At 55.7% G+C, this 26,097-nt stretch carries 23 protein-coding genes and 1 other RNA gene; 21 read left to right on the top strand and 3 right to left on the bottom strand.

Annotated elements, in window-relative coordinates; translation table 11 throughout:
* Positions 1–2 precede the first annotated feature (2 nt).
* The 3 genes from HB779_RS18530 to HB779_RS18520 all read right to left on the bottom strand — a co-directional run bounded on the left by HB779_RS18530 (position 3) and on the right by HB779_RS18520 (position 2,753).
* A complete protein-coding gene (locus tag HB779_RS18530; RefSeq protein WP_244642691.1) occupies positions 3–1,583 on the bottom strand; it encodes an MFS transporter in 1,581 nt (526 codons plus the stop codon).
* A gap of 91 nt (positions 1,584–1,674) precedes the next feature.
* Positions 1,675–2,127: a MarR family winged helix-turn-helix transcriptional regulator gene (locus HB779_RS18525; protein ID WP_244642420.1), complete on the bottom strand. Its 453-nt coding sequence runs from the start codon at positions 2,125–2,127 to the stop codon at positions 1,675–1,677.
* Between the two features lie 119 nt (positions 2,128–2,246).
* Positions 2,247–2,753 carry a GNAT family N-acetyltransferase gene (locus HB779_RS18520; RefSeq protein ID WP_188343709.1) on the bottom strand — a complete coding sequence of 169 codons (507 nt, stop codon included), beginning with the start codon at positions 2,751–2,753 and terminating at the stop codon, positions 2,247–2,249.
* 211 nt (positions 2,754–2,964) lie between these two features.
* On the opposite strand from HB779_RS18520, the gene HB779_RS18515 reads away from it, so the two are divergent.
* From HB779_RS18515 to ftsZ, 21 genes are all read left to right on the top strand, one after another.
* Positions 2,965–3,333: a hypothetical protein gene (locus HB779_RS18515; RefSeq protein ID WP_188343708.1), complete on the top strand. Its 369-nt coding sequence runs from the start codon at positions 2,965–2,967 to the stop codon at positions 3,331–3,333.
* A gap of 152 nt (positions 3,334–3,485) precedes the next feature.
* Positions 3,486–4,205, top strand: a complete 720-nt coding sequence (locus HB779_RS18510) for a DnaJ family molecular chaperone (protein ID WP_188343707.1) — start codon at positions 3,486–3,488, stop codon at positions 4,203–4,205.
* The gene (locus HB779_RS18505; RefSeq protein ID WP_188343706.1) at positions 4,192–4,956 is read left to right on the top strand and encodes an N-acetylmuramoyl-L-alanine amidase; all 765 of its coding nucleotides are present in this window, start codon (positions 4,192–4,194) and stop codon (positions 4,954–4,956) included. Before HB779_RS18510 ends, HB779_RS18505 begins: the two co-directional genes overlap by 14 nt.
* Positions 4,957–5,169: 213 nt before the next feature.
* Positions 5,170–5,892 (top strand): lytic transglycosylase domain-containing protein, encoded by a 723-nt coding sequence (locus HB779_RS18500; RefSeq protein WP_188343705.1) that lies wholly within the window; start codon positions 5,170–5,172, stop codon positions 5,890–5,892.
* A 96-nt stretch (positions 5,893–5,988) separates the two neighbouring features.
* An RNA gene (rnpB, locus tag HB779_RS18495) (RNase P RNA component class A) lies at positions 5,989–6,421 on the top strand.
* A 500-nt stretch (positions 6,422–6,921) separates the two neighbouring features.
* Complete coding sequence (gene mraZ, locus HB779_RS18490; RefSeq protein ID WP_188343704.1) at positions 6,922–7,386, top strand: division/cell wall cluster transcriptional repressor MraZ; 465 nt, start codon at positions 6,922–6,924, stop codon at positions 7,384–7,386.
* Positions 7,383–8,405, top strand: a complete 1,023-nt coding sequence (gene rsmH, locus HB779_RS18485) for a 16S rRNA (cytosine(1402)-N(4))-methyltransferase RsmH (protein ID WP_371823872.1) — start codon at positions 7,383–7,385, stop codon at positions 8,403–8,405. The genes mraZ and rsmH overlap by 4 nt, the downstream gene beginning before the upstream one ends.
* A gap of 3 nt (positions 8,406–8,408) precedes the next feature.
* Complete coding sequence (locus HB779_RS18480; RefSeq protein ID WP_188343703.1) at positions 8,409–8,849, top strand: hypothetical protein; 441 nt, start codon at positions 8,409–8,411, stop codon at positions 8,847–8,849.
* Between the two features lie 67 nt (positions 8,850–8,916).
* Complete coding sequence (locus HB779_RS18475; RefSeq protein WP_244642689.1) at positions 8,917–10,578, top strand: penicillin-binding protein 2; 1,662 nt, start codon at positions 8,917–8,919, stop codon at positions 10,576–10,578.
* A gap of 13 nt (positions 10,579–10,591) precedes the next feature.
* Positions 10,592–12,061, top strand: a complete 1,470-nt coding sequence (locus HB779_RS18470; RefSeq protein WP_188343701.1) for a UDP-N-acetylmuramoyl-L-alanyl-D-glutamate--2,6-diaminopimelate ligase — start codon at positions 10,592–10,594, stop codon at positions 12,059–12,061.
* Positions 12,058–13,491, top strand: a complete 1,434-nt coding sequence (locus HB779_RS18465) for a UDP-N-acetylmuramoylalanyl-D-glutamyl-2,6-diaminopimelate--D-alanyl-D-alanine ligase (RefSeq protein ID WP_188343700.1) — start codon at positions 12,058–12,060, stop codon at positions 13,489–13,491. Before HB779_RS18470 ends, HB779_RS18465 begins: the two co-directional genes overlap by 4 nt.
* A 25-nt stretch (positions 13,492–13,516) precedes the next feature.
* Positions 13,517–14,599 (top strand): phospho-N-acetylmuramoyl-pentapeptide-transferase, encoded by a 1,083-nt coding sequence (gene mraY / locus HB779_RS18460; protein ID WP_188343699.1) that lies wholly within the window; start codon positions 13,517–13,519, stop codon positions 14,597–14,599.
* A gap of 10 nt (positions 14,600–14,609) precedes the next feature.
* Complete coding sequence (gene murD, locus HB779_RS18455) at positions 14,610–16,010, top strand: UDP-N-acetylmuramoyl-L-alanine--D-glutamate ligase (protein WP_188343698.1); 1,401 nt, start codon at positions 14,610–14,612, stop codon at positions 16,008–16,010.
* Positions 16,010–17,167 (top strand): putative lipid II flippase FtsW, encoded by a 1,158-nt coding sequence (ftsW, locus tag HB779_RS18450; RefSeq protein WP_188343697.1) that lies wholly within the window; start codon positions 16,010–16,012, stop codon positions 17,165–17,167. The genes murD and ftsW overlap by 1 nt, the downstream gene beginning before the upstream one ends.
* Before the next feature lie 7 nt (positions 17,168–17,174).
* Positions 17,175–18,302, top strand: coding sequence for an undecaprenyldiphospho-muramoylpentapeptide beta-N-acetylglucosaminyltransferase (gene murG, locus HB779_RS18445; protein WP_188343696.1), 1,128 nt, complete (start codon positions 17,175–17,177; stop codon positions 18,300–18,302).
* Positions 18,299–19,699: a UDP-N-acetylmuramate--L-alanine ligase gene (gene murC / locus HB779_RS18440; RefSeq protein WP_188343695.1), complete on the top strand. Its 1,401-nt coding sequence runs from the start codon at positions 18,299–18,301 to the stop codon at positions 19,697–19,699. The genes murG and murC overlap by 4 nt, the downstream gene beginning before the upstream one ends.
* Before the next feature lie 56 nt (positions 19,700–19,755).
* Positions 19,756–20,730: a UDP-N-acetylmuramate dehydrogenase gene (murB, locus tag HB779_RS18435; RefSeq protein WP_188343694.1), complete on the top strand. Its 975-nt coding sequence runs from the start codon at positions 19,756–19,758 to the stop codon at positions 20,728–20,730.
* A gap of 381 nt (positions 20,731–21,111) precedes the next feature.
* Positions 21,112–22,038 (top strand): D-alanine--D-alanine ligase, encoded by a 927-nt coding sequence (locus HB779_RS18430; RefSeq protein ID WP_188343693.1) that lies wholly within the window; start codon positions 21,112–21,114, stop codon positions 22,036–22,038.
* On the top strand, positions 22,026–22,979 hold the full coding sequence (locus tag HB779_RS18425) for a cell division protein FtsQ/DivIB (RefSeq protein ID WP_188343692.1): 954 nt from the start codon (positions 22,026–22,028) through the stop codon (positions 22,977–22,979). Before HB779_RS18430 ends, HB779_RS18425 begins: the two co-directional genes overlap by 13 nt.
* A complete protein-coding gene (gene ftsA / locus HB779_RS18420; protein WP_188343691.1) occupies positions 22,976–24,298 on the top strand; it encodes a cell division protein FtsA in 1,323 nt (440 codons plus the stop codon). The genes HB779_RS18425 and ftsA overlap by 4 nt, the downstream gene beginning before the upstream one ends.
* 65 nt (positions 24,299–24,363) lie before the next feature.
* Positions 24,364–26,058, top strand: coding sequence for a cell division protein FtsZ (gene ftsZ / locus HB779_RS18415; protein ID WP_188343690.1), 1,695 nt, complete (start codon positions 24,364–24,366; stop codon positions 26,056–26,058).
* The last annotated feature ends 39 nt before the right edge of the window (positions 26,059–26,097 follow it).

Here is a 26,097-nt window from a genome sequence, read left to right as displayed (position 1 = left end):
CTTTACATACTTGGTTGAGCAATTTCGGCCGTCATGCGAGGCGGCATGCGCCTTAAGACGTAGCGGAAACTGACGTGGGAAAGAAGGGCGAGAAGCGCAAAGAACGAGATGCCCGCAATCAGGAAAAAAGCATCATTATAGGCGAGAATGTTGGCCTCGCGTGTGGCCTGCTGTGACAGGAGAGCTACTCCTTCGGCGTTGAGCAAAACCTTGTCGGTGATGACCCTGCCGTAACCACTGGCCAGTTGGGCGACACGCTGAGCCACCAAGGGATCAGACATGACGATATGTTCGGCAATGACGTTCGAATGGAATTTTTCCCGGATTGTGATGAAACTGCCAAAGACTGCAGTTCCAAGCAGACCGCCGAGGCTTTGTGTTGCGAGGAACACAACGAAGAAATTGAGGATATAGACTGGCCCGCGTTTGAGGGCGGACGTCAGGCCGGCGGACATGGCGGGCGGCAGGAAAATAACCGTTGCCGCTGCGATGAGCGCCTGGCTGATATACATATTTTCCGGGCGGGTAAGATTGGTTGCCTGACTATCCATGTAGGAGCCGATGATCAGGAAGATCAAAGCGACCACATGGATGATAGGGCCGCGTTCCGGTTTCATCACAGCGGCACAGCAGAGACCCGCCACGACCATGGACACTATCATCACCACATAGAGTGTGGCAATCTGTTCGTTGAGCAGACCCAGATTCTGGAAGAAATTGGTGGCGACGGTGGCCTGTTCGGAAACAATCAGCCGGAACAAAAGGATGGTTCCGGCAAGATGCAGTATTTCCTTGCTCATGATCCAGCGGATATCAAGCAACGGTTTTGTCCGGTTGAGCTCAATCACAACAGCCAGCGTGACCGTGACAACGGCGATGGCGAGGAGGATGCCCAGCCATGGCACTTCCATCCACCAGTAGAGGCGCCCGGTTGCGAGGACGACAGCCGTACAGCCAAAACCGATAGCGATAAGCAGATAGCTCAGAATATCGAGTTTTTCGATGACCTTGGCACGGGGCGGGGGTGTCAGCGGCAAGAGATAAATGATGGCAAAGGCAATGAAGGCCAGCGAAACCTCAAACATATAAAGACCGCGCCATTGACCGAATTCCAGCAGCGCTGGTGACAGAAACCGCGCAAGCGGCGATGCCAGTGAAATATTGGTCAGGACGAGACAGACCGCGACGGTCAGTTTGCGTGCAGGCGGAAAGGCTTCGAGCATATAGAGAAAGGCAAGGGTAGACATGGGCGAGGCGGCGATACCGCTGAAGAAGCGGATGATGATGGCCGATTGCAGATCGGTGACGAAGAGATGCATGAGTGAGATAAGAACGAACCCGGCAATGCTGAGTTCGGCAAAACTTCGCAGGCCATATTGGCTGCGGATTTTGACCAAAGCGATGGAGAGGCTGACATTGGGCGCCATATAGGCAGCAATCAGCCAAGTGGTTTCGGTCGTGGTTGCGCCGAGATAACCCTGAATTTGCGCTACGTTGGTTGCAATCAGATTCTGCCCCAACCCTTGTGTCAGGGAGAGGAGCGTCGAGGCCGCGATATAGGTAGCTGCACGGCGTGGGCTCATGGACAAAGGTGGGGCAGGTGGAGTTGCAGCCGGCAATGCGGATTCATCCGGAGCTTTCGGCTCGTCTCTCAGCGGGTTGTACCCAACGAACTCAGCTTCCGGAATCATTGGAACTAGTCCTGTCCATTTTGCCGACATTGCGATTGATCACACGGATCACTTCAAGTGCGATTGTCAGTTCGTTGTCACCTACCCCTTGGAGAAACTCGGAACGCAGCTCTTGTGCAATATGACTGACTTCGCTGGCGAGGCCAGCCCCAAGTGGCGTCAGTACGATTTGTTTGGCACGCCGGTCGCCATCAACGGAACGGCGCTGAATGAAGCCTTGCTTTTCCAGGCCATCCAGCAGCCGCACCATTGTTGGTGTTTCGATCTCGAGCTCCTCCGCTAATTCTTTCTGATTGAGCACTTCCAACCGGTCGAGCAGCATCATTGTCCGTGCCCGCGCAAAGGTAAGGCCGCGCTCTTTCACCCGCGCGTCGAAGAGCGTGCGGATCTTGCGGCTGACTTTCGACAGCTCGTCTATATAGGTGTCGCGGGGCATCAATGGGGACATTTCATAGCCATATAATAAGTAGTGTGCTAATTGTTATATGGCGATATAACTCTCTTCCAAATATTTTTCAAGATATCAGAGAGGGAAACATGTCAGGTCGGCCTGATCTAGCGAAGATCAAGCCTCAGCAATTCGTCATCAAAGGATTGACCGCCGATACGCAAAGCGTCCTTTTCAAAACCGAAGATCTCGAATCCCAATCCAAGATAAAGTTTGCGGGCCGGCAAATTGGCGGCCATGACGGTGGCGTGTAGCGTATCGACATATTGGCGCGCATGCTCAATGACTGCCAGTGTCAATTGCCTGCCAAGATCGTGGCCGCGCCAGTCTGAGTGAACAAAGACACCCCAAAGCACACCCTTGTGCTTCTGTTTGGTTTTTGTGGTTGTGGCAAAGCCCGCCATCCCGACAAGATCATCTTCAGCAAACGCGCCAAAAACCGTGTTTGGACGCGCGCCGAGCATCTTCTTGATATCATCGAGGTTCCGGTCCACCTCGTCTTCGTGGCTTGAACCGAAATTTTCCGGTGCCACCTTAAGCGCGTGAAGCCGCAGATGCTGAAAGGATTTTGCATCTTCTGATGTAAGCGGGCGAATCAGAGGAGAGATGGGCATGCGGCTTGTTTCCTGACAAAATTACTCAGTGAGCAACAGAATAAGCAACACCGCGTTCGGAGCAACGATGGCGAACTGCCCGTTCTATTGGCAGTTTTACGAATGTCAGCGGGAAAGTTAACCCAAATTTAAAACAAGGCCCAACTTTGCCTTATTTCAGGTAAGATAAATGATGAGGGACGCACTTATCTGAAACGGAGAGGGTATACTCATGAACAGCAAGCTTCTTATTTCTCTTGGTATGGTTTCACTTCTTGCACTGACCGCATGCGGCAAGGAAGAAGAGAAAAAGGCTCCAGCGGCAACTGAACAGCCAGCCCCCGCACCGGCTACTCCGGCTGCGCCGACAACAACGCAAACACCGGCCGCACCAGCGACGCCGATGAATGCGCAGGACACCTTGAAGAAACTCAAGGAACAGGCTGCTACGATGACCGCAGAGCAGAAACAGGCTGCGATTGCCACTGCGCGCAAGGCTGCTGAAGATGCTGCCAAGGCTGCCGGACAGACGGCTGACCAGATCAAAGCCGCAGCGGATGCTGCCGAAAAAGTTATCAAGGATACACTCGGCGTTCAGTAATGAACCCATTTCTTTGATGAAACGGCCAGCTATCAAGCTGGCCGTTTTGCATTTGGAGGGGTTTAATAGGTGCGTCAACCGGTCCAGCCAAACTTCATTTGCGACATCAGATCGCTCTCGCAATTGCGAAAGAATTTGAATAAAACAAAGACATGTCGATTTGGCGCCGTATCAGCGACTTCATTACCACCACTGCGATCGATGCCTTCTCCAGCATCATTGAGGCCGTGCGCACTGCATTTGAGGGCGATCCCGAAACCCGCAGACGTGTAGCATTCTCGATTGCGATGATCGCTCTCTCGGCCAAGATGGCCAAGGCTGATGGTGTTGTCACCGAAGTGGAGGTCAAGGCATTCCATGAGATTTTCCATGTTCCGCCGAAATATCAGGATCAGGTAACCCGGCTTTACAATCTCGCGAAACAGGATGTGGCCGGTTATGAGACCTATGCGGCGCAACTGGCTTCGCTCTGCGGTTCCGGGCAGCCGAACTGCAAGATGCTGGAAGATATTCTCGATGGCTTGTTTCACATTGCCAAGGCCGACGGCGCGCTGCATGACAAGGAATTGATTTTTCTTGGGACGGTTGCGGAGATTTTCGCTCTGGATGAAGATCAGTTTGACAGCATTCTTGAGCGGCATGTCGGGCGCGGGCAAGCGGATCCGTTTGTGGTGCTAGGTCTTTCGCGTGGCGTCAGTTTCGAGGAAGCCCGCAAGCGCTATCGGGCCCTTGTGCGTGAAAACCATCCGGATATGCTGATGGCGCGCGGTGTGCCGGAAGAATTTGTTGCCATCGCCAATCAGCGTGTCGCTGCCATCAATGCGGCGTGGGAAAAAGTCGAAAAAGATTTGAAGGCATATGAGCGCGTTTAAACCGGACCATTTGCGCGCAGAAGTGCATCCATCTCCCAATTTTGGTCCTCGCAAAGAGGGAAGACATCCCTCTATCCTGGTTTTGCATTATACGGGCATGGCGACGGGTGAAGCTGCCGAGAGTTGGCTCACCAATCCAGAGAGTGAAGTCTCGGCCCATTATGTGGTGCACGAGGACGGGCGCATTGTTCAGCTTGTTCCGGAAAGTGAGCGTGCTTGGCATGCGGGCCAAAGCTTCTGGAAGGGCGAGACAGATATCAACTCCCGCTCCATCGGTATCGAGATCGTCAATGGCGGTCCACTGCTCGATTTTCCGGACTTTGCCGAAGCGCAAATCGATGCGGTGATCGATCTCTGCAAAGGCATTATCTCGCGTCACAAAATACGTCCCGAGAACGTTCTTGCCCATTCGGATATTGCTTCCGCCCGCAAGATTGATCCGGGTGAAAAATTCCCGTGGCCTGTTCTCTACAATTCCGGCGTCGGACACTGGGTACCGCCGTCTCCGATCCGCGGAGGCCGGTTCTTTTCGCTTGGGGATCAGGGTCAACCAGTGGAGGCGCTGCAAAGCATGCTGGCGCTTTACGGCTATGATGTGCCCATCGACAGTGTGTTCGGAAAGACGACAGAATTAGGCATTTTAGCGTTCCAGCGCCACTTTCGGCCTGAAAAGGTGGATGGAGTCGCTGATATGTCAACCATCGAAACCCTGCATCGGGTGCTTTCTGCGCTTCCGGTACTCACTGTATAACTTACTGTAAAAAAACGCTTTATTGCCTGTGTTTTGTGCAACGCAACATATATATTTCAATATGTTATACAAAGTTATTTGGCCGGACCATATTCGGCTGCATTGGACCGTCACATCCTTAGCCATTGTTCCAGTTGTGCCCTTTTAGATTTTTGGCGCGGAACGGGTCTGGCAGATACGCTCGTACTGCCCAAGCGATTTAGACGGAAAACGATGACAAATAAAATTGGCATGATTCTCGCCCTTACCGGGGCGATGGCCCTCTTTGGCTCAAATTCAGCATTCAGCAGCCCGGCGGAGCCGACTAACCTGATGGACTACCTCAAGGCCAAGCGGGCCGGGAATGAAAAAGAGAAGGCAGGCAGCAAATCGACCAAGGCCGTGGACACGAAAGGCAAAGGCAAACATGCCGGCACAAAAGTCCATGCAAGCAAGACAAAGCTGACATCCAGCAAGCACCCGATTGTCGAGACGAAGGTTCGGCTCAAGGTCAGGGTCCGCAATCGCAATCTTGCGAAAGTTGACACGATGACGACCGGCAGCATTCCTTCCGCCGTAAGTTCGATGAAGTACTCGACGATCATCAGTTCCTACGCCGCTTCCTATGGCGTACCTGTGGCGCTGGCCAACGCGGTTGTGCGGGTCGAGAGCAACTATCGCGCCGATATGACTGGGAGTGCCGGAGAGATTGGTCTGATGCAGATCAAACTCGAAACGGCTCGTGGCCTCGGTTACACGGGTTCCCGTCAGGCGCTCTATAATCCCGACACCAATATCCGCTGGGGCATGATGTATCTTGCCGGCGCACACAAGCTCGGCAATGGCACGACGTGCGGTACGATTCTGCGCTACAATGCCGGTCACGGCGCCACGCGGATGAACCCCGTCTCGGCCAATTATTGCGCCAAGGTGAAAATGCAGATGGCGTCCAACTAAGTTTTCGCGGGACAAGTCGCCCAAGACAAAGGCCGGATAAACCAATCCGGCCTTTTTCATTTGCGTTTTGCATCCGAAACCCTTTTATACGCATCGTCAGCTGGCCGGGCAGCCGCGCGTGTCAAAAGCCGAAAGGCGGCACGTGAGGAAAGTCCGGGCTCCAGGGAAACACGGTGCCGGATAACGTCCGGCGGGGGCGACCCTAGGGAAAGTGCCACAGAAAGGAAACCGCCCCGTCTTTCGTTGTGCCGGATCATTCGCGATTGGACACAAGGAATGACGGGGTAAGGGTGAAAGGGTGGGGTAAGAGCCCACCGCGTTGCTGGTAACAGGAGCGGCATGGCAAACCCCACCGGGAGCAAAACCGAATAGGGACGGCGTGCCAGGCGAAAGTCTGGCGATCAGTTTCCGGGTTAGTCGTCCGGGTGGGTTGCAGGAGGCGGGTGGCAACATCCGTCCAAGATGAATGGCTGCCGCGTTGGACGAAAGTCCAGCCATACAGAACCCGGCTTACAGGCCAGCTGACACTTCATTTCTTTTTATAGCGATGTGCTCACGCTTATGCGCGTGGTTCGACAAGCTCACCATGAGGGAGAGTAGTGCTGCAGGATGTCAAACCCGCGATCTTTGCGATTGGCTTTGCAGTCAACCTTCGTCCCTCATGGTGAGCTTGTCGAACCACGCACAAGGCCTTTGCAGAGGTGCCAATCTTATTGCTCAATCCAATTCCTAACCCTTCATTAAGCTTAATGAGCCATAAATTCAGAATCGCCGGAAGTGCGCCCAAGTCAGGCTTGCTCCCACCATGTGTTCTCTAATCCCATTGACGCCCATAGTGCCCCATGATATCGATTGGTTTCATCAGTAGCGTTCAGTCGACACGGTGTTTCCCGACATTGGATTTGGCATGCCAGGGCCTGCATTCGGCCCGTTTGGCCAATGCCGCCATAACTATTGATGAGGCTCCAAGGGGTGGAGCAGGGGTAGAAATGAAACAGGCTCTCGTGGCGGAAACGGCGGTGTTGCTTTTTGAACCGGTTCCTCGGACATGTGACGAACAGGATCGATGCGAAGGGACGAGTATCCGTTCCGGCGCATTTTCGTTCGATCATCCAGCTGGCCGGTCACACGGAACTCTACGCTCTGCGTTCGCTGCACCTGCCTGCCCTCGATGCGGGCGGACCGGATCTTCTGACTCGCTTCGACAAGAGGCTGGAGAACGAGGACCCCTTCGCCGAAATGGCAGACGATATATCTTTTTATCTTCACGCGGACGGAGGCTTTTTGAAGCTGGACGCGGATGGCCGGATTACGGTGACGGATTTTCTGCGCGAGCATACGGGGATTACCACGGATGTGACCTTTGCGGGGGCCAACACGCATTTTCAGATGTGGCAGCCGGAACAGTTCGAAGCGCATCGGGCCAAGGTCCGTCGGCGTCTGATGGAAAGACGCCGTCTGGAAAATCTGGACGAACAGGTGAAAAGCAGATGATGGCGAGTTCAGGCAACGAAGCTACGCCGAACGACTACGCCCGTCACATACCGGTTTTGCTTGATGAGGTCATCACGGCTCTCAATCCGGGTGCTGGTCAGCGGATTATCGATGGTACATTTGGTGCCGGCGGTTATACCAAACGCATCCTTGAAACCGGAGCGTCAGTCACGGCGATTGACCGTGATCCCTCGGCAATTGAAGCCGGCCGGGCGTTGGAAAAGCTGTCTGACGGCAGGCTGACGCTGGTGCAGGGGACATTCTCGACGCTGGATCAGCTTGTATTGCTGGGCGCGCCTGACGGGATCGTCCTCGATATCGGCGTGTCGTCGATGCAAATCGATGAAGCAGAGCGTGGATTCTCTTTCCAGAAAGATGGCCCGCTTGACATGCGTATGTCGAGCTCGGGTCCAAGTGCGGCGGATGTTGTCAACCGGCTGAAGACAGGTGATCTCGCTCGTATATTCAATTTCCTGGGCGAAGAACGTCATGCGGGGCGTATTGCACGTATGATCGACAAGCGCCGTACCGCCGAGCCTTTCCACCGCACGCGTGATCTGGCCAATGCCATTGAAGCGCTGGTGGGCCGTAATCCGAAAATTCCGATTCATCCCGCAACACGGGTGTTTCAGGCCCTGCGCATTTTCGTCAATGATGAATTGGGCGAACTGGTCCGTGCGCTGCATGCTGCAGAGCGTGCGCTCAAGCCCGGTGGCCGTCTTGTGGTCGTGACCTTCCACTCGCTCGAAGATCGTATCGTTAAACGTTTTTTCAACGACCGCGCTGGTTCGAGCGGTGGTTCACGCCACTTACCGCAAGTGCAGGTGCGGTTGCCGAGCTTTACGCCGATTGGCAAAGGCGTTGTCGCGCCAAGCGATGCCGAAGCCGAGCGCAATCCACGTGCACGCTCCGCGAAGTTGCGCGCAGCGATCCGCACAGACAACCCGCCGCTTGCCGAAGATCACGCGATCTATGGTCTGCCCAATCTTCCGCATTTTCATGAAACGGCGAGGAGCTGATCCATGCTGCGTACTTTCGACATCATATTGATCGGGCTGATGATCGCGGCGGCTGCCGTGACCTATAAGATCAAGCACGATGCTGAAAAGCAGATGGCGGAAGTGCACAAGATTGAACGCATGATCACCGATGAGAAAGATACGATTGATCTTTTGAAAGCCGACTGGAGCTTGCTGACACAGCCGAGCCGCCTGCAGAACCTTGTGGCTTCTTTCCAGACCCAGTTGAATCTGCAACCGGTTGATGCGCAGCAGATCGCCAATATCAACGAAATCCCCAAGGCGAAGCCGCCTGCTGAAAAGGTCGATGACGTTGCCAACCTCATCACCGAAGCAGATGCGGGCAAAGCGATCAAGAAGACCGATACGATCAAGACCGGCAGCGTAAGCAAGGCAACCAATTTGGCCGCCCCTGGTGCAAAACCAAAGGGAGCTGCGCATTAACATGGCCGGGATCTGGATCAAACGGAAGACAGCGCAGTTGGAAGCCGGGACCGTCCCGGCCTTTGCCATGGACGCAAAGAAGAAAAAGTCGGGAAACCGCGCACGCAACCGCGTGATGATGGCGATGTTCGGTTTCATCGGCATCTACGCGGTGATCAGCGGACGCCTTATATTTTACGGCATGCAGGAAGATACGACCGGATACAATGGACCAACGGGCTCTGTCCTCGCCTCGCGTCCTGATATTCTTGATCGTAATGGTGAAGTGCTGGCGACGGACATCAAGACCGCGTCGCTCTTTGCCGAGCCCCGCAAGATCATTGATCCTGATGAAGCTTACGAGTTGCTTTCCACGGTTCTGCCCGATCTCAATTTTGAACAGACCTATAGCCGCCTGAAGAGCAATGCGGGTTTTGCCTGGCTCAAGCGCGGACTGACGCCGCAGCAGAAAAGCCAGATCATGGCGCTGGGTATTCCGGGCATTGGGTTTCGCACCGAGAAGTCGCGCTTCTATCCGGGTGGGCCCACTGCGTCGCATATTCTCGGCCTCGTGAATATCGACAATCAAGGCATTGCCGGTATGGAGAAATATATCGACTCGCAGGGCCTGTCTGATCTGCGCGACGTCGGTCTTGCCGACGGGCGTTCATTGGAGCCCGTTCGTCTGTCGATTGATCTGCGTGTCCAGCACGTTGTCCGCGACGTTGTGGTCAATGCGATGCAGAAATATCGCGCCATTGCAGCCGGCGCCGTGGTGCTGAACGTAAATACGGGCGAAGTGCTGGCTATGGCATCAGCGCCGGATTTTGATCCAAACAACCCCTTCAATGCGCTCGATAAAGATCACCTCAACCGCATGTCGGCGGGTCTTTATGAAATGGGTTCGACGATCAAGACATTTACGACCGCGATGTCGCTTGAGCACGGAGCAACACTCAACAGCACCTATGATGCAACCCATCCGATCACCATTGGCCGCCAGACGATCCACGATTTCCACGGCAAGAGCCGGGTTCTGACCCTGCCTGAAGTGTTTGTTTATTCATCCAATATCGGTTCTGCCAGAGAAGCGGATGCGGTGGGTATTGAAAATCATCGTGCATTTTTAACCCGGCTCGGTCTGCTTGATGCGATGAAAACCGAACTGCCGGAAGTTGCGAAGCCCTATTCTCCAAAGGTCTGGAAAAAGGTGAATTCGATCACGATTTCTTTCGGTCACGGTATGGCGACAACGCCGCTGCAAACGGCTGTGGGTGCGGCGGCCCTGATGAACGGCGGCAAGCTGATCGAACCCACGTTCCTGCCACGAACAGTCGAGCAGGCCAATGCCATCGCACAGCAGGTTGTGAAGCCCAAGACCAGCGATGACATGCGCTATCTGTATAAGCTGAACGGCGAAACGGGCTCCGGCCGAAATGCGGCCGTCAAGGGTTACCGGGTTGGCGGTAAGACCGGAACGGCCGACAAGGTCGTCAATGGCAGATATGCGCACGATCTTCGATTCAATGCGTTTGTGGCATCTTTCCCGATCGAAAAACCCGAATATGTCGTCCTGACGATTATTGACGAGCCAAAGGCTGCCGAAGGGCAAAGCAGCGGTATCGCAGCGTTCAATGCTGCGCCCATGGTTCATGACATCATTCGCAGGTCGGCTTCATTTCTGGGTGTAAAGCCCGATTTCGGCCAAGAAGTAGCGCCATTGCAGGTTTCCTACGACAGTGATGAGTAAAGCAGATTCGGTCATGAAACTGAAAGAATTGAACGGCATACCGGCCTTGGCAAGCTCCGAATTCGGAGAAACGACGATCAATGGCCTGACTTCAGATTCCCGGCAGGTCAAGCCTGGGTTCCTGTTTGCTGCCTTGAAGGGGTCGAAGGCAGATGGAAGCGTCTATGCGGCTGACGCCGCAAAACGCGGTGCCGCGATTATTGTTGCCGCCAGCGATTCCAAGCTGAGCAATGTGTCCGCACCCATTATCTATGTGGATGATCCGCGCCGGGCACTCGCTCTTGCAGCAGCCAGTTTTTACCGCGTGCAGCCTGATGTGATGGTGGCAATCACCGGTACCAGCGGTAAGACGTCGGTTGCCTCGTTCACACGGCAAATCTGGGCGAACGCTGGCTTCGCTTCTGCCAGCATTGGCACGACAGGCGTCGTTTCGCCGACACGTAATGATTATGGCTCGCTGACGACGCCGGATCCTGTTGAGCTGCACAAATTGCTCAGCGAACTGGTTGAAGAGGGCGTGACGCATGCAGCGATGGAAGCCTCTTCGCATGGTCTTGATCAGCGCCGTCTCGATGGTGTCAAACTGACAGCAGGGGCTTTTACCAATCTTGGCCGCGACCATATGGATTACCATCCTACGGTCGAAGAATATCATGCGGCCAAGCTGCGTTTGTTCAGGGACTTGCTGCCCAAGGGAGCCCCGGTGGTTATTTTTGCCGACGATCCGTTTTCCAAGCCAACCATTGCTGCCGCCACCGAGGCAGGGTGCAAGGTTCTCACTGTTGGCCGTAAGGGCGAGTTCATCACGCTGAAGCGTGTCGAGCATGAGCGCTTCCGTCAGCATGTGGAAGTGCAGATTGCGGGTGAAATTTTCGAAATAACCTTGCCATTGGCGGGTGACTTTCAGGTTGCCAACGGTCTCGTGGCAGCTGGTCTGGCGATTGCAACCGGCGTTCCGGCTGCAGCTGCTATGCGTGGCCTTGAGCGTCTCAAGGGCGCTCCCGGCCGCCTCGATCTTGTCGGTGCAACAGAAGAAGGTGCACCAGCCTATGTCGATTATGCTCATAAGCCTGATGCACTTGAAAATGTTCTGACCTCCGTTCGCCCGTTCACGACGGGCCGTGTGATCGTGGTTTTCGGTTGCGGTGGTGATCGCGACAAGGGCAAGCGCCCGATGATGGGTGAAATCGCTACCCGCCTGGCTGATATTGTCATCGTGACTGATGACAACCCGCGCTCTGAAGTAGCGGCAACCGTTCGTTCGGAGATTCTGGCCGCTGCACCCGGCGCCCGGGAAATCGCTGACCGGCGCGAAGCCATACGCACAGCTGTGGCCATGATGAAATCCGGTGATACGCTCATTGTGGCTGGCAAGGGCCATGAAGAAGGTCAGACTGTCGGCGATGTTGTGTTGCCATTCTCTGATCACACGGAAGTTGCGCAAGCGCTCAAGGATCGGCTGTCCGGGGAGCACAATCTATGAGTTTGCTCTGGACCTCGGAAGCTATGATCGAGGCCATGAATGGCAGGCCGGTTGGCACGCTGCCGGAAGGCATTACCGGAATTTCCATTGACACGCGCACATTGCGCAAGGGCGAAGCCTTTTTTGCCATCAAGGGGGGTGCGCTGGATGGTCATGATTATGCGACGGCGGCGGTGGCTGCCGGTGCATCGCTGCTTGTGGTGGCGGAAGTAAAGTTGCCCGCACTTGGCAAGCTGAAAACGCCGATGATCGTTGTAGACGACGTTTTGGCGGCGATGACACGGCTTGGCCTTGCTGCACGCGAACGGTCACATGCGCAAATCATCGCGGTGACCGGGTCCGTGGGAAAAACGACGACCAAGGAAGCGTTGCGGCATGTGTTGACAAATGTCGGCAAGGTTCATGCATCCGTCGCTTCGTTCAACAATCACTGGGGTGTGCCGCTGACGCTTGCCCGCATGCCGGAAGATACAGATTACGGTGTCTTTGAAATCGGCATGAATCATCCGGATGAAATCCGGCCTTTGGTCAAGATGGTCCGCCCGCATGTGGCGATTGTTACCCTGATCGCACCGGCGCATCTTGGTCATTTCAAGAATCTCCAGGAAATTGCGGTGGCGAAGGCCGAGATTTTCGAAGGTCTTGTGCCAGGCGGATATGCGCTGCTTAACCGGGATGACAAACATTACAAACTACTCGAAAAACTGGCACGGGACGCGGGTGTCGAGCATATCAAGAGTTTCGGTGAAAATGCCCGAGCTGATTATCGTCTGCGCGCGTTGAAGCTGCATGGCGAATGCTCCTGCATGACGGCGCGGCTTGCCGGTTCTGAGGTTGTCGCCAAGGTCGGCGCTCCGGGCAGGCACATCGTGCAGAATGTTCTGGCAGTTCTGGGCGCAGCGCATCTGACCGGTGCTGACATGGCGAAAGTTACACTAGCGCTGGCGTCTTTACGGCCTGAAAGCGGGCGTGGTGAGCGTCATACGCTTGAAATCGGCAGGGGCACGTTCACGCTGATTGATGAGAGCTACAATGCCAACCCGGCATCGATGCAGGCTGCAATCGAATTGCTCGCGGCGGCGGTGCCGACTGGCAAAGGCCGCCGGATTGCGGTGCTTGGCGATATGCTGGAACTGGGCAAGCAAGCGCCCAAACTGCATGCGGAGATTGCACCGGCAATCAAAGCCAACAATATCAACATGGTTTTTCTGGGCGGGCCCGAGATGGCGGCGCTTAAAGCCGCCTTGCCGGTTGAAATCCATGCCGAATACGGGCAGAGCGTGGACGAATTGCAATCCAATCTGCTGAATACGATCAGAGCCGGTGATGTGATCATGATCAAATCATCGAAAGGAACCGGGTTTGTCCGGATCGTCAAAGCAATCTTGCAGAAGTACAACACCGTTGAGCCCGTCGGCCCTGCCGAATGAGCTTATGGGGATGGGGACATAGTACATGCTTTATTATCTGGCCGGTCTGGCGGAACATATCCAATTTCTGAACGTGTTCCGTTACATCACGTTCAGGACCGGCGGTGCGCTGATTACTTCGGCGCTTATCGTGTTTCTGTTTGGTCCCCGCATCATTGACTCCTTGCGTGTCCGTCAAGGGCGGGGTCAGCCCATTCGTGCTGATGGTCCGCAAACCCACTTCAAAAAAGCCGGTACGCCGACCATGGGCGGCCTGATGATCATGACGGGCATTTTGATCTCGTCACTGCTCTGGGCAAACTGGTCCAACATCTATGTCTGGGTTGTGCTGCTCGTTGCCGTTTGCTTCGGCGCGATCGGCTTTTATGACGATTACCTCAAGGTCAGCAAACAGTCGTTCAAGGGTTTTTCCGCACGGGCGCGGCTTGGCATTGAGTTTCTGGTTGCTGCGCTTGCCGGTCTCGCCATCATGTGGGCAGGGCAGGAGCCATTCTCATCATCCCTAACTTTCCCATTTGCCAAGCAACTCATCATCAATCTTGGAATTTTCTTCGTTCCGTTCGCTGCTTTTGTCATGGTTGGCGCGGGGAATGCGGTTAATTTTACCGATGGACTCGATGGGCTTGCCACAGTTCCGGTGATGATTGCCGCCGCATCGTTCGGTGTGATCGCCTATCTCGCAGGTAACGCGATTTTTGCCGATTATTTGCAGATCCATTTCACGCCGGGTACCGGCGAACTTGCTGTCGTGCTGGGCGCGGTGATCGGCGCTGGTCTTGGCTTCCTCTGGTTCAATGCGCCCCCCGCCGCAATCTTCATGGGCGATACCGGTTCACTGGCACTTGGCGGCCTTATCGGTGCCGTTGCAGTTGCGACCAAGCATGAAATCGTTCTGGCCATCATCGGCGGTGTCTTTGTCATGGAGGCCATGTCGGTGATCATTCAGGTCACGTCGTTCAAGCTCACCGGCAAACGCGTGTTCCTGATGGCACCGATTCACCACCATTTCGAAAAGAAGGGCTGGACCGAGAGTCAGGTTGTTATCCGTTTCTGGATCATTGCCGTCATCCTCGCATTGATCGGTCTTTCCACACTCAAGCTCAGATAAGGCGCCTTGCATGATCGCTGCCCACTCCATGAAGGACAAGACCGTCGCGCTCTTCGGGCTCGGCGGTTCGGGCATTGCAACGGCAAAAGCCATCGTTGCGGGCGGTGCCAGTATTGTTGCATGGGATGACAATCCGGACAGTGTTGCGCGGGCGCGGGATGCAGGGATTGCGACCGGTGATTTGCGTCAGGCCGACTGGAAACAATTCTCTTCCTTTGTTCTGTCTCCCGGCGTGCCGCTCACTCACCCGCGTCCGCACTGGACCGTGGATTTGGCCCGCGCTGCAGGCGTTGAAATCATCGGGGATGTCGAATTGTTCGTTCGCGAGCGCAATCTCGCTGGCAAGGACAGTCCATTTATCGCGATCACCGGTACCAACGGCAAGTCAACGACAACAGCGCTGATTGCCCACATCATCAGGGCTTCAGGCCGCGATATGCAGCTTGGCGGCAATATCGGTACGGCCGTGATGACGCTGGAGCCACCCGCGGACGGTCGCCACTACGTCGTCGAGTGTTCCTCTTATCAGATTGATCTGGCGCCTTCGCTCAACCCGACGGCTGGTATTCTTCTCAATCTGACACCTGACCATCTCGACCGGCACGGCACCATGCAGCACTATGCCGAGATCAAGGAACGCCTGGTCGCGGGAAGTGATACGGCAATTGTCGGCGTCGATGACAGTTTCTGTGTTGCGATCGCTGACCGGCTTGAGCGCGCAGGAAAACGGGTGATCCGCATCTCCAAGCGCATGCCGATCCAAAACGGATATTTTGCCGAGGGCTCCACGCTCTATCGGGCCGAGAATGGCTCCAGAGCATCGGTGGCTTCGTTGCAAGGTATTGGTTCCCTGCGCGGCGAGCACAACGCCCAGAACGCGCTGGCGGCCTTTGCGGCCTGCCGTGCAGTCGGCCTGTCAGTTGACGAGATCAATGCCGGCTTCAAAACATTTCCGGGACTGGCGCACCGCATGGAACAGGTTGCGCGGCAGGGCAGAACGCTTTTCGTGAATGATTCAAAAGCAACCAATGCGGATGCTGCAGCGCCTGCTTTGTCGTCTTTCCCGCGCATTTACTGGATTGCAGGTGGACTGCCCAAGGAAGGCGGCATTGCTTCCTTATCAGGCTTTTTCCCGCGCATCGCCAAAGCCTATCTGATTGGCGAGGCAGCCCCGCAATTTGCTGCAACACTGGGTGAAGCGGCTCCGTTTGAAATATCCGGCACGATCAACGCTGCGGTGGAACATGCCGCGCGCGATGCGGCAAAGGACGGAGCACAGGAAGCTGTGGTGCTGCTGTCGCCAGCCTGTGCCAGCTTTGACCAATTTCAGAATTTCGAGAAGCGCGGCGAAGCATTCCGCACCGCCGTGCTAGCGCTTGCAGGCGCAGCACCTATCGAGGGAGCGAATTGATGGTTAGTCGCATTGACCGTGGACCCGTAGCCGACTGGTGGTGGACAATCGACCGCTTTCTGCTGGCAGCCTGTCTCACCCTGATGGGATTGGGTATCCTGCTCTCGTTCGCTGCGAGCCCTGCCGTTGCCGAGCGCATCGGTCTGGAAAGCTTTTACTTCGTCAAGCACCAGTCGATGTTCATGGTTCCCGCCGTGTTCGTCATGTTTGCCGTTTCCTTCATGGCGCCGCGAACCATCCGACGTTTTGCAATCATTCTGCTGGGTATCTCGATGGTCGCGATGGTGGGCGCACTGTTCTTCGGTATCGAGGTCAAAGGTGCACGCCGATGGGTGTCATTGGCTGGTATCTCCATTCAGCCGTCAGAATTCATGAAGCCAGCCTTTGTCATTGTTTGCGCATGGCTTTTTTCCGAAAATGAACGCCGGAAAGACATTCCCGGAAATTTCTTCTCGATGATGCTTTTTGGTGTTGTTGCCGCATTGCTGGTGGCTCAGCCTGACCTTGGCCAGACGATTCTGACAGCCATCACGTGGGGTGCGATGTTCTTTATGGCCGGTGTGCCATGGCTGTGGATTATCAGCCTCGGCGTTCTGGGCGTCGCCGGGTTCTTCGGTGCCTATACGGTTTTCCCGCACGTTGCCGGCCGTATCGACCGGTTCATGACGGGCGAAGGTGATACATTTCAGGTGGATGCGGGGCGTGAAGCTATTATCCGGGGTGGTTGGCTGGGTCAGGGGCCGGGCGAGGGAACGATCAAGCGTATCATCCCGGATAGCCACACGGACTTTATTTTCTCCGTCACTGCGGAGGAATACGGCATTGTTCTCTGTTTGCTGATCGTGGCGATCTTCGCGTTTATCGTCATCCGTGGTTTGTCGATTGCGCTGAAGGAACGTGATGATTTCACCCGCCTTGCCGTCTCGGGTCTCGTGATCCTGTTTGGCTTCCAGTCGATCATCAACATATCGGTCAATCTGCACCTGATGCCCGCCAAGGGGATGACCCTGCCATTTATTTCCTATGGCGGCTCGTCGCTGATTTCGGTAGCAATCTCGACAGGGCTTCTTCTGGCTCTGACGCGGCGCAGACCGGAGGGACGGCGCTCGGCGACGCTGGCAAATTCAAAAACGCCGTCACTGGCCAGCGCAATCTGAGGGGCTGATGTCTAAAGGAATTATTTTTCTGTGCGCCGGAGGCACAGGCGGGCACTTGTTTCCGGCTGAGGCTCTGGCGCATGAACTGATCGAACGCGGATGGGAAATCCATCTTGCCACCGATGACCGCGCTGAACGGTTTGCGGGCAGCTTTCCCGCTAAAGAAATTCACGTGGTCCGTTCGGCAACCATCGCTGGCCGCAACCCGATCTCACTGGCTCGCACGTTCCTCACGCTTTGGCGGGGCAATCTTGATTCCCGCAAACTGTTCCGGCGTTTGAAGCCAAAGCTTGTTGCTGGCTTTGGTGGTTATCCAACCCTGCCGCCGCTTTATGCGGCAACAGCGCTCAAAATTCCGACGCTTGTGCATGAGCAGAATGCGGTGATGGGCCGTGCCAACAAAGCACTGGCGGCGCGGGTCAATGCAATTGCCGGAGGCTTCCTTCCGCAAGGTGAAGGCCCCTTTGCCGACAAGATCGTTGTGACTGGCAACCCCGTGCGCCCCGCCGTATTGGCGGAAGTGGGCAAGGCTTACAAGGCATCACAGGCGCACCAGCCGTTTCATTTTCTGGTTTTCGGGGGCAGTCAGGGCGCGTCCTATTTTTCCAGTGCGATCCCCGCAGCCGTCGGACTGTTGTCACCGGATGATCGCGCCCGTCTCGTTATTACCCAGCAGGCCCGGACCGAGGACGAAGCGCAGGTGCGCTCAGCCTATCAGGCGCTCGGCGTGAAGGCCGATGTTGCGCCGTTCTTCCGGGATATGCCGCACCGCATTGCTGATGCCCATTTCGTCATGTCGCGCTCCGGCGCTTCGACGGTGTCAGAAATCGCTGCGATTGGCCGCCCGGCCATTCTCGTGCCGTTTCCACATGCGCTTGATCATGATCAGGCCGCCAATGCCGCTGCCTTGCAGGCGGCAGGTGGAGCGGATGTGATCAAGCAGTCGGATTTTTCACCTGAACGGATTGCAGAAATCCTCACAAAAGCGATGCATGAGCCGACGCGATTGGCATTTATTGCGGAAAAAGCCCGTAGTACCGGCAAGCCTGATGCCACGAGGTTGCTTGCGGACGTTACAGAGGCTATTGCATCCGGCCAATCCATGACAGATTTCAAAAAAGGAGTGCGTCCATGAAGATGCCGCTCAACATCGGCCTTGTTCATTTTATCGGTATCGGCGGTATCGGCATGAGCGGCATTGCCGAAGTCCTGCATAATCTCGGCTACAAGGTTCAAGGGTCCGATCAGTCAGACAGCGCCAATGTGCAGCGTCTGCGCGAAAAGGGTATCGAGGTCTTCGTTGGGCACGATGCCGGTAATCTTGGCGATGCCGAAGTTATCGTTGTTTCGACAGCGATCAAGAAGACCAATCCCGAACTGGTTGCTGCGCGCGAAAAGCTGCTGCCAATTGTGCGCCGTGCTGAAATGCTGGCGGAATTGATGCGCTTCCGGCAAGCGGTCGCCATTGGCGGCACGCACGGCAAGACGACGACCACCTCGATGGTCGCCACGCTGCTTGATGCGGGCAATCTCGATCCAACTGTCATCAATGGCGGTATCATCAACGCCTATGGCACCAATGCCCGTATGGGCGCGGGTGAATGGATGGTGGTTGAGGCTGATGAAAGTGATGGCACCTTCCTGAAATTGCCGGCGGATATTGCCGTTGTCACCAATATCGATCCGGAACATCTTGACCATTACGGCACGTTTGACCGTGTGCGCGAAGCTTTCCGGCAGTTCGTCGAGAACGTGCCATTCTATGGCTTCGGCGTTATGTGCCTCGATCATCCGGAAGTACAGTCGCTGGTCTCCCGCATCGAGGATCGCCGCGTCATTACCTATGGTGAAAACCCGCAGGCAGATGTGCGGTTCGTCAACCTTGTGGTTGATGGACCAACGTCGCAATTTGACGTGCAAATTTCCAAACGCAAAACTGGCGAAACCACTGAAATTAAAGGCTTGCGGCTGCCAATGCCGGGCCGGCACAATGTATCAAACGCGACTGCCGCCATTGCGGTCGCCCATGAGCTTGGGATTTCGTCCGAGGACATCAAAAAAGGCCTCTCGTCGTTTGGCGGCGTGAAGCGGCGCTTTACCCATACGGGATCATGGAAGGGCGTCGATATATTCGACGACTATGGACATCATCCGGTCGAGATCAAGGCTGTGCTGAAAGCAGCGCGTGACTCGGCAAAAGGCCGCGTCATTGCCGTGGTTCAGCCGCACCGCTTTACGCGTTTGGCGAGCTTGTTTGACGAGTTTGCCGCGTGTTTCAACGATGCGGACACAGTTGTGGTTGCTCCGGTCTATACGGCGGGTGAGGACGCAATTGAGGGCGTCACGTCAGAAGCGCTAGTTTCCCGTATCAAGACCGCGGCACACCGTGATGCGCGCTATATCTCCGGTCCTCAGGAAATAGCGCCGCTGATTGCGTCAATCGCGAAGCCCGATGATTTCGTCATTTTTCTGGGTGCGGGAAGTATCACTCAATGGGCTTATGCCTTGCCAAAAGAGCTGGTTGCGCTTTAGATTTTGCGGTTGCGTGAGGCCACGACGCCTCACGCTTTAACTGCTGGAAGGATATTATGTCTTCAAGGATTGATGGCGAAGCCCTGCTTGCTGAGCTGGGGGATCGTTTCTCGGGACTGCGCGGACGCCTGACACCCAATATGGGAATGGAAAAGGTGACCTGGTTTCGTGCCGGAGGCCCGGCGGAAGTAATGTTCCAGCCGGCTGACGAAGAAGACCTTGCTGCTTTCCTGCAAGCGGTTCCTGAGGAATATCCAATCCTTGTTGTCGGCATCGGTTCCAATCTTCTGGTGCGTGATGGTGGTGTGCCGGGTTTTGTCGTCCGCTTGTCCGCCAAGGGCTTTGGCGAGGTCGAGCGGGTCGGTGATACGCAATTGCGCGCCGGTGCTGCCACGCCCGACAAGCGGCTGGCTGCAACGGCACTGGAAGCAAAGATTGCCGGGTTCCATTTTTATCACGGCATTCCCGGTGGTGTTGGCGGTGCGTTGCGCATGAACGCCGGTGCCAATGGCGTGGAGACCCGGGAGAGGGTTGTCGAAGTGCGGGCCCTTGACCGGAAGGGTAATGTCCATGTCCTGTCTAACGCGGATATGGGTTATGCGTATCGCCATTCGGGCGCAGCCGCTGATCTGATTTTCACGTCCGCCCTGTTCGAAGGTACGCCCGGCGAAACTTACGAGATTCAAGCGGCGATGAATGCCGTGCAACAGCACCGCGAGACCGTTCAGCCTATTCGGGAAAAGACCGGCGGTTCGACCTTTAAAAATCCCGAAGGCACCTCCGCCTGGAAGGAAATTGATGCCGCAGGCGGACGGGGCCTGATGATCGGCAGCGCGCAGATGTCACCGATGCATTGCAATTTTATGATCAACACGGGCACTGCCTCAGGACATGATCTTGAAACGCTTGGCGAGACTATCCGGGCCCGTGTGGTGGAAAATTCCGGCATCCGGCTGCACTGGGAAATCAAGCGTTTGGGACTTTTCCGCCCCGGACAGGAAGTTCAGGAGTTCATGGGGCAGCTTCTGTAGGAAAAATTGAAATTTTTTTGCAATGAATCAGAGGCGCTTTTGCCTCTGATTTTGTTTTCGAAATTGATTCGCGAACACTTTTTTTACGCGAAATTTCATTGTTGAATCAAAGGGGACTTGTCACGGAATCAACTCTCTGATTCTTTAGGGGCAAGCGTTAACTGATTTGAGTCGGCTGATTTTATCAGCCTCGGGTGCCTGCGGTCTTGATCGCCGGGCTTGCGGAAACTCATGTCTTTTTTCGGCCGCGCAGAACCCCAAAAATCTCTTCGAATTTTTGAAGGGGTTATGTGCCGGTAAGGGATGCTGCTGCGTCCTTTGTGTGTCCGATGGGGATGCTTGATGCAGTAGTGATGGGGATGCGTTCAAGGGGTTGCCTTCATGGCGAAAAAGCATGTTGCGATGCTAATGGGTGGATTTTCATCGGAGCGGCCGGTGAGTATCTCCTCAGGCAATGCCTGCGCTGAAGCCCTGGAGGCTGAAGGCTATCAGGTTACGCGTGTTGATGTGACCCGCGATATCGCAAGTGCCCTTGTTGAGCTGCGCCCGGATGTTGCGTTCAATGCGCTGCACGGTCCCTTTGGTGAGGACGGTACAATTCAGGGCATCCTCGAATATCTGGAAATTCCCTATACACATTCAGGCGTGCTTGCGTCGGCTTTGGCCATGAACAAGGAGCAGGCCAAGATTGTTGCCAAGGCGGCAGGTATTCCTGTTGCTGAAGCCAAGGTGATGAACCGTTTCGATTTTACCACCAAGCATCCGATGAAGCCGCCTTATGTGGTGAAGCCCGTCAATGAAGGGTCAAGCTTTGGCGTTGTCATCGTCAAGGAGGATCAGTCGCATCCACCGCAGGTCATCACCTCTGCCGAATGGAAATATGGCAGCACGGTTATGGTCGAGCGGTACATCCATGGGCGTGAGTTGACATGCGCGGTCATGGGCGATGTGGCAATCGGGGTGTGCGAAATCATCCCCGTGGGTCATCAATTCTACGATTATGATTCAAAATATGTTGCAGGCGGATCAAATCATGTGTGTCCGGCTAAAATTTCACTAAAAATTTACCAAAAAATACAAACACTAGCACTCAAGGCGCATCAGGCAATTGGATGTAAAGGGATTAGCCGGTCGGACTTCCGTTACGACGACCGTTTTTCCGAAGATGGTGAACTGATTTGGCTGGAGGTAAACACCCAGCCGGGCATGACTCCAACATCTCTTGTACCTGATATCGCCAAAGCTGCGGGGCATACCTTCGGTGAATTGTTGAGTTGGATGGTGGAGGACGCATCGTGTTTGCGTTGAAGGGCAAAAAAGTACACCCACGAGGTGCTGCGCCGGTGTCTTCGGACAGGCCGTCGTATACCTATGGGGCTTTTGGCCGCTTCCGTTTCGTCCTGCCGAAATTTCTGCGCAAGCCTGTGCGCGTCTTCACCCGCATGGTCGAAGGTGAGGTTCATATCCCGAATCACACCGGTACGCTCGGTGCTGTGGTCTTTCTGGCTTTGACAGGTGCCTATGGCGCCATTCTCGGTGGTCATGCCCCCGAGGTGGTCAAAGTAACGACTTCGACGTTCGGTTTCGCCATCGAAGACGTAAAGGTGGTTGGTAACAAGGAAACCTCCGAGATCGACGTGCTGGGCGCGCTTGGTCTGGACGGCGAGACATCGCTGGTCGGTCTGAGTGCGGCTGATGCACAAAAGGCGGTGGCAACTTTGCCTTGGGTGGAATCCGTCGATGTGTTCAAGGTTTATCCGAACACGATCCAGATTTCGATTCATGAGCGCACTGCCATGGCCGTTTGGCAGAATGGCGACGACCTGTCGATCATCGATGCTGATGGCCGTGTGATTGTACCTTACACGGCGGGCCGCGGCTCGACCCTGCCGCTGATCATGGGTGTGGGTGCCGACAAGCAGGCAAAGATATTGTTTGCTCAGCTCGCTGCGTTTCCACAGATCGTCTCTGAGGTGAAGGCTTATTCGCGCGTGGCTGACCGGCGCTGGGACCTGATCTTGAAGAATGGCGTGAACCTGATGCTGCCCGAATATCGCATTGATCAGGCACTTGCCGATGTGGTGCGGATGGACCGGAAGGATGGGTTGCTGTCCCGCGCAATCGCTTCGGTCGATATGCGTCTTCCGGACCGGGTGGTTTTGAAGCTGACACCAGACGCGATGGTTCAGCGCGTAGAGTTTTTGAAGGCGCGTGATAAGGCGCCAAAGCGTTCGGAGAAGCGTATATGAGTATTCTGAACGGGAAGGGCGCGTCGACTGGACCTGCTTCCGCAAAACGGACGCGGTCTTTGACAGTTCTTGACATTGGTTCAAGCAAGGTCTGCTGCATTATCGCCCGGTTGCGTCCGCGCGAAGAGAGCGCACATCTGCCGGGCCGTACCCATCGCATTGAAGTGCTTGGCATCGGTCACCAGAAGTCACGCGGCATCAAGTCAGGTGTCATCGTCAATCTGGACGCGGCCGAGCAGGCCATTCGCCTTGCTGTTGATGCAGCCGAGCGCATGGCTGGCCTGACCGTCGATTCAATGATTGTCAACATTTCTGCCGGACGCCTGAAGAGCGAAAGCTTTTCCGCGAGCATCAATCTGGGCGGCCATGAAGTCGATCAGTCGGACATTCGCCGTGTGCTGGGTGCCGGTGCCAAACAGGCACTCGCTACTGAACGTCATCTCGTCCATTCGCTTCCCATTGGTTATGCCTTGGATGGCGAAAAAGGCATCCGTGATCCGCTCGGCATGATCGGCGACAGCCTTGGTGTCGAGATGCATGTGCTGACCGCCGATGCTGCACCGTTGCGCAATCTCGAACTCTGCGTCAACCGCTGCCATTTGTCCGTCGAGGCAATGATCGCGACACCCTATGCAAGTGGTCTTTCGGCGCTTGTGGATGATGAAGCGGAAATGGGTGCTGCCTGTATCGACATGGGCGGCGGCACCACGACGATTTCTGTTTTCTCCGAAGGCAAATTCATTCACGCCGATGCAATCGCCATTGGCGGCAATCATGTGACCATGGACGTGGCGCGTGGATTGTCAGCGCATATGGACGATGCCGAACGTCTGAAGGTGATGCACGGTTCAACATTGCCGAGCGCCGCTGATGACCGGGATCTGATCAGCGTTTCTCCGCTTGGGAATGACGGACGTGATGTCCCCAATCAATATCCGCGTGCCGTCCTGACACGCATTATTCGAGCTCGCGTTGAAGAAACGCTGGAATTGGCACGTGATCGCCTGAACCAGTCCGGTTACGGCCAGATTGTCGGCAAACGTGTTGTCCTGACAGGTGGAGCCAGCCAGTTGGCGGGCTTGCCTGAAGTGGCGCGCCGCATCCTGGCCCGCAACGTACGTATTGGCCGTCCTCTGGGTGTTACGGGACTTCCCGAAGCAGCCAAGGGGCCAGCTTTCTCCGCAGCGGTCGGTCTGTTGATCTATCCGCAGGTGGCAGGAATTGAGGAGCGTTCTGTAAAGGCCGGTTCATCATCGCTGATGACAGGTACGGGTGGGCGTTTTCAGCGTATCGGCCAGTGGCTGAAAGAGAGTTTTTAATCAATCCGGGGAAACCCAAAAAGATACCGCGGCGGCGACGCGGTAAAGGAAAAAGGAACAAACAAATGAGCATCAATCTGCAAAAGCCGGACATTACCGAGCTTAAGCCCCGGATCACCGTTTTCGGTGTTGGCGGTGGCGGTGGCAACGCGGTCAATAACATGATCAATGCCGGTTTGCGCGGTGTTGAGTTCGTTGTTGCCAATACTGACGCACAGGCACTGTCGCAATCGAAGGCTGAACGTCTGATTCAGCTGGGCGCGGCAGTCACCGAGGGCCTCGGCGCAGGTTCGCAGCCGGAAGTTGGCCGCGCAGCCGCTGAAGAATGCATCGATGAGATCAATGACCACCTGCAGGGCACGCATATGTGCTTTGTCACGGCAGGTATGGGTGGTGGTACCGGCACCGGTGCAGCGCCTGTTGTTGCCCGCGCCGCACGCGAAAAGGGCATCCTGACTGTCGGTGTTGTCACCAAGCCTTTCCATTTCGAAGGGCAGCGCCGCATGCGCACCGCCGATATGGGCATTGAAGACCTGCAGAAGAATGTCGATACTCTGATCGTCATTCCGAACCAGAACCTTTTCCGCATCGCCAACGACAAGACGACCTTTGCCGATGCATTCGCAATGGCCGATCAGGTTCTTTATTCCGGTGTTGCCTGCATCACCGATCTGATGGTCAAGGAAGGCCTGATCAACCTCGACTTTGCCGACGTTCGTTCGGTCATGCGCGAGATGGGCAAGGCGATGATGGGAACCGGTGAGGCTTCCGGTGATGGCCGCGCAATGGCTGCTGCTGAAGCTGCTATCGCCAACCCGCTGCTTGACGAAACATCCATGCGCGGTGCCAAGGGTCTGCTGATTTCGATCACCGGCGGCCGTGATATGACGCTGTTTGAAGTGGACGAAGCTGCAACACGTATTCGCGAAGAAGTTGACCAGGATGCCAACATCATCCTCGGTGCAACATTTGATGAAAGCCTTGAAGGCATCATCCGCGTTTCGGTCGTGGCAACAGGCATCGACAAGCAGTTGGGAGAGTCGGCCCCAGCGCCGATCGAATTTCGCCAGCCGATGAAGCCAATTGCCAAGCCGGTACAGCAGCCTGCTGCGCGCGTTGAAACTGCCGCACCACGTCCAGTCGTGCAGCAGCCAGCCGCCCGCGTCGCTGATCCGGTAGGAGACGCGATGCGCGCTGCTGAACTCGAAATGCCACAGCGTGCACCGCAGCCTGCTGAACAGGAATTCCGCCCGCAGAGCCGCATTTTCCAGGCTCCTGCACCGGAAGTATTTGATGCACCGATTGCTGCAGCGCCGCAGCAGCCTGTACATCAGCCAGCACCGCAGCCACAGGTTCAGATGCATGCCGCGCCGGTTGCGCAGCCAGCACCGGCTCCCCGCATGCCCAATGTTGCCGACTTCCCGCCGGTTGTTCAGGCTGAATTCAATGCCCGCGACCATGGCCGCGATCAGGCATCGCATGACAGCCACGAAGACCGTGGCCCGATGGGTCTCCTGAAGCGTCTGACCGCTGGTCTGACACGCCGTGAAGATGAAACGGCCCGGCTTGAGCCAGCACAGCCACGTGAACCGGCTATGCGTCCGGCAGAGCCACGCCGTCCATTGTCACAGGATGCGTCGATTTATGCGCCGCGTCGCGGACAGCTCGATGAGCAGGGCCGTGTTCAGCCACAGTCACGTCAGGCTTCTGAGGACGATCAGTTGGAAATTCCGGCTTTCCTGCGCCGTCAAGCCAACTGATCCGATCACGCAATATTAAAAACTAAAAAACCCGCCATT

It is taken from the genome of Phyllobacterium sp. 628 (assembly GCF_014189505.1).
In the GTDB taxonomy this organism is placed as follows: domain Bacteria; phylum Pseudomonadota; class Alphaproteobacteria; order Rhizobiales; family Rhizobiaceae; genus Phyllobacterium.
This window is presented reverse-complemented; position numbering and strand designations above follow the sequence as displayed.

Bases quoted from the DNA above. Each gene is read 5' to 3' on its own strand.
- HB779_RS18530 (WP_244642691.1), bottom strand. From the start codon at position 1,583: ATGAGCCCACGCCGTGCAGCTACCTATATCGCGGCCTCGACGCTCCTC.
- HB779_RS18525 (WP_244642420.1), bottom strand. From the start codon at position 2,127: ATGCCCCGCGACACCTATATAGACGAGCTGTCGAAAGTCAGCCGCAAG.
- HB779_RS18520 (WP_188343709.1), bottom strand. From the start codon at position 2,753: ATGCCCATCTCTCCTCTGATTCGCCCGCTTACATCAGAAGATGCAAAA.
- HB779_RS18515 (WP_188343708.1), top strand. From the start codon at position 2,965: ATGAACAGCAAGCTTCTTATTTCTCTTGGTATGGTTTCACTTCTTGCA.
- HB779_RS18510 (WP_188343707.1), top strand. From the start codon at position 3,486: ATGTCGATTTGGCGCCGTATCAGCGACTTCATTACCACCACTGCGATC.
- HB779_RS18505 (WP_188343706.1), top strand. From the start codon at position 4,192: ATGAGCGCGTTTAAACCGGACCATTTGCGCGCAGAAGTGCATCCATCT.
- HB779_RS18500 (WP_188343705.1), top strand. From the start codon at position 5,170: ATGACAAATAAAATTGGCATGATTCTCGCCCTTACCGGGGCGATGGCC.
- rsmH (WP_371823872.1), top strand. From the start codon at position 7,383: ATGATGGCGAGTTCAGGCAACGAAGCTACGCCGAACGACTACGCCCGT.
- HB779_RS18480 (WP_188343703.1), top strand. From the start codon at position 8,409: ATGCTGCGTACTTTCGACATCATATTGATCGGGCTGATGATCGCGGCG.
- HB779_RS18475 (WP_244642689.1), top strand. From the start codon at position 8,917: ATGGACGCAAAGAAGAAAAAGTCGGGAAACCGCGCACGCAACCGCGTG.
- HB779_RS18470 (WP_188343701.1), top strand. From the start codon at position 10,592: ATGAAACTGAAAGAATTGAACGGCATACCGGCCTTGGCAAGCTCCGAA.
- HB779_RS18465 (WP_188343700.1), top strand. From the start codon at position 12,058: ATGAGTTTGCTCTGGACCTCGGAAGCTATGATCGAGGCCATGAATGGC.
- mraY (WP_188343699.1), top strand. From the start codon at position 13,517: ATGCTTTATTATCTGGCCGGTCTGGCGGAACATATCCAATTTCTGAAC.
- murD (WP_188343698.1), top strand. From the start codon at position 14,610: ATGATCGCTGCCCACTCCATGAAGGACAAGACCGTCGCGCTCTTCGGG.
- ftsW (WP_188343697.1), top strand. From the start codon at position 16,010: ATGGTTAGTCGCATTGACCGTGGACCCGTAGCCGACTGGTGGTGGACA.
- murG (WP_188343696.1), top strand. From the start codon at position 17,175: ATGTCTAAAGGAATTATTTTTCTGTGCGCCGGAGGCACAGGCGGGCAC.
- murC (WP_188343695.1), top strand. From the start codon at position 18,299: ATGAAGATGCCGCTCAACATCGGCCTTGTTCATTTTATCGGTATCGGC.
- murB (WP_188343694.1), top strand. From the start codon at position 19,756: ATGTCTTCAAGGATTGATGGCGAAGCCCTGCTTGCTGAGCTGGGGGAT.
- HB779_RS18430 (WP_188343693.1), top strand. From the start codon at position 21,112: ATGGCGAAAAAGCATGTTGCGATGCTAATGGGTGGATTTTCATCGGAG.
- ftsA (WP_188343691.1), top strand. From the start codon at position 22,976: ATGAGTATTCTGAACGGGAAGGGCGCGTCGACTGGACCTGCTTCCGCA.
- ftsZ (WP_188343690.1), top strand. From the start codon at position 24,364: ATGAGCATCAATCTGCAAAAGCCGGACATTACCGAGCTTAAGCCCCGG.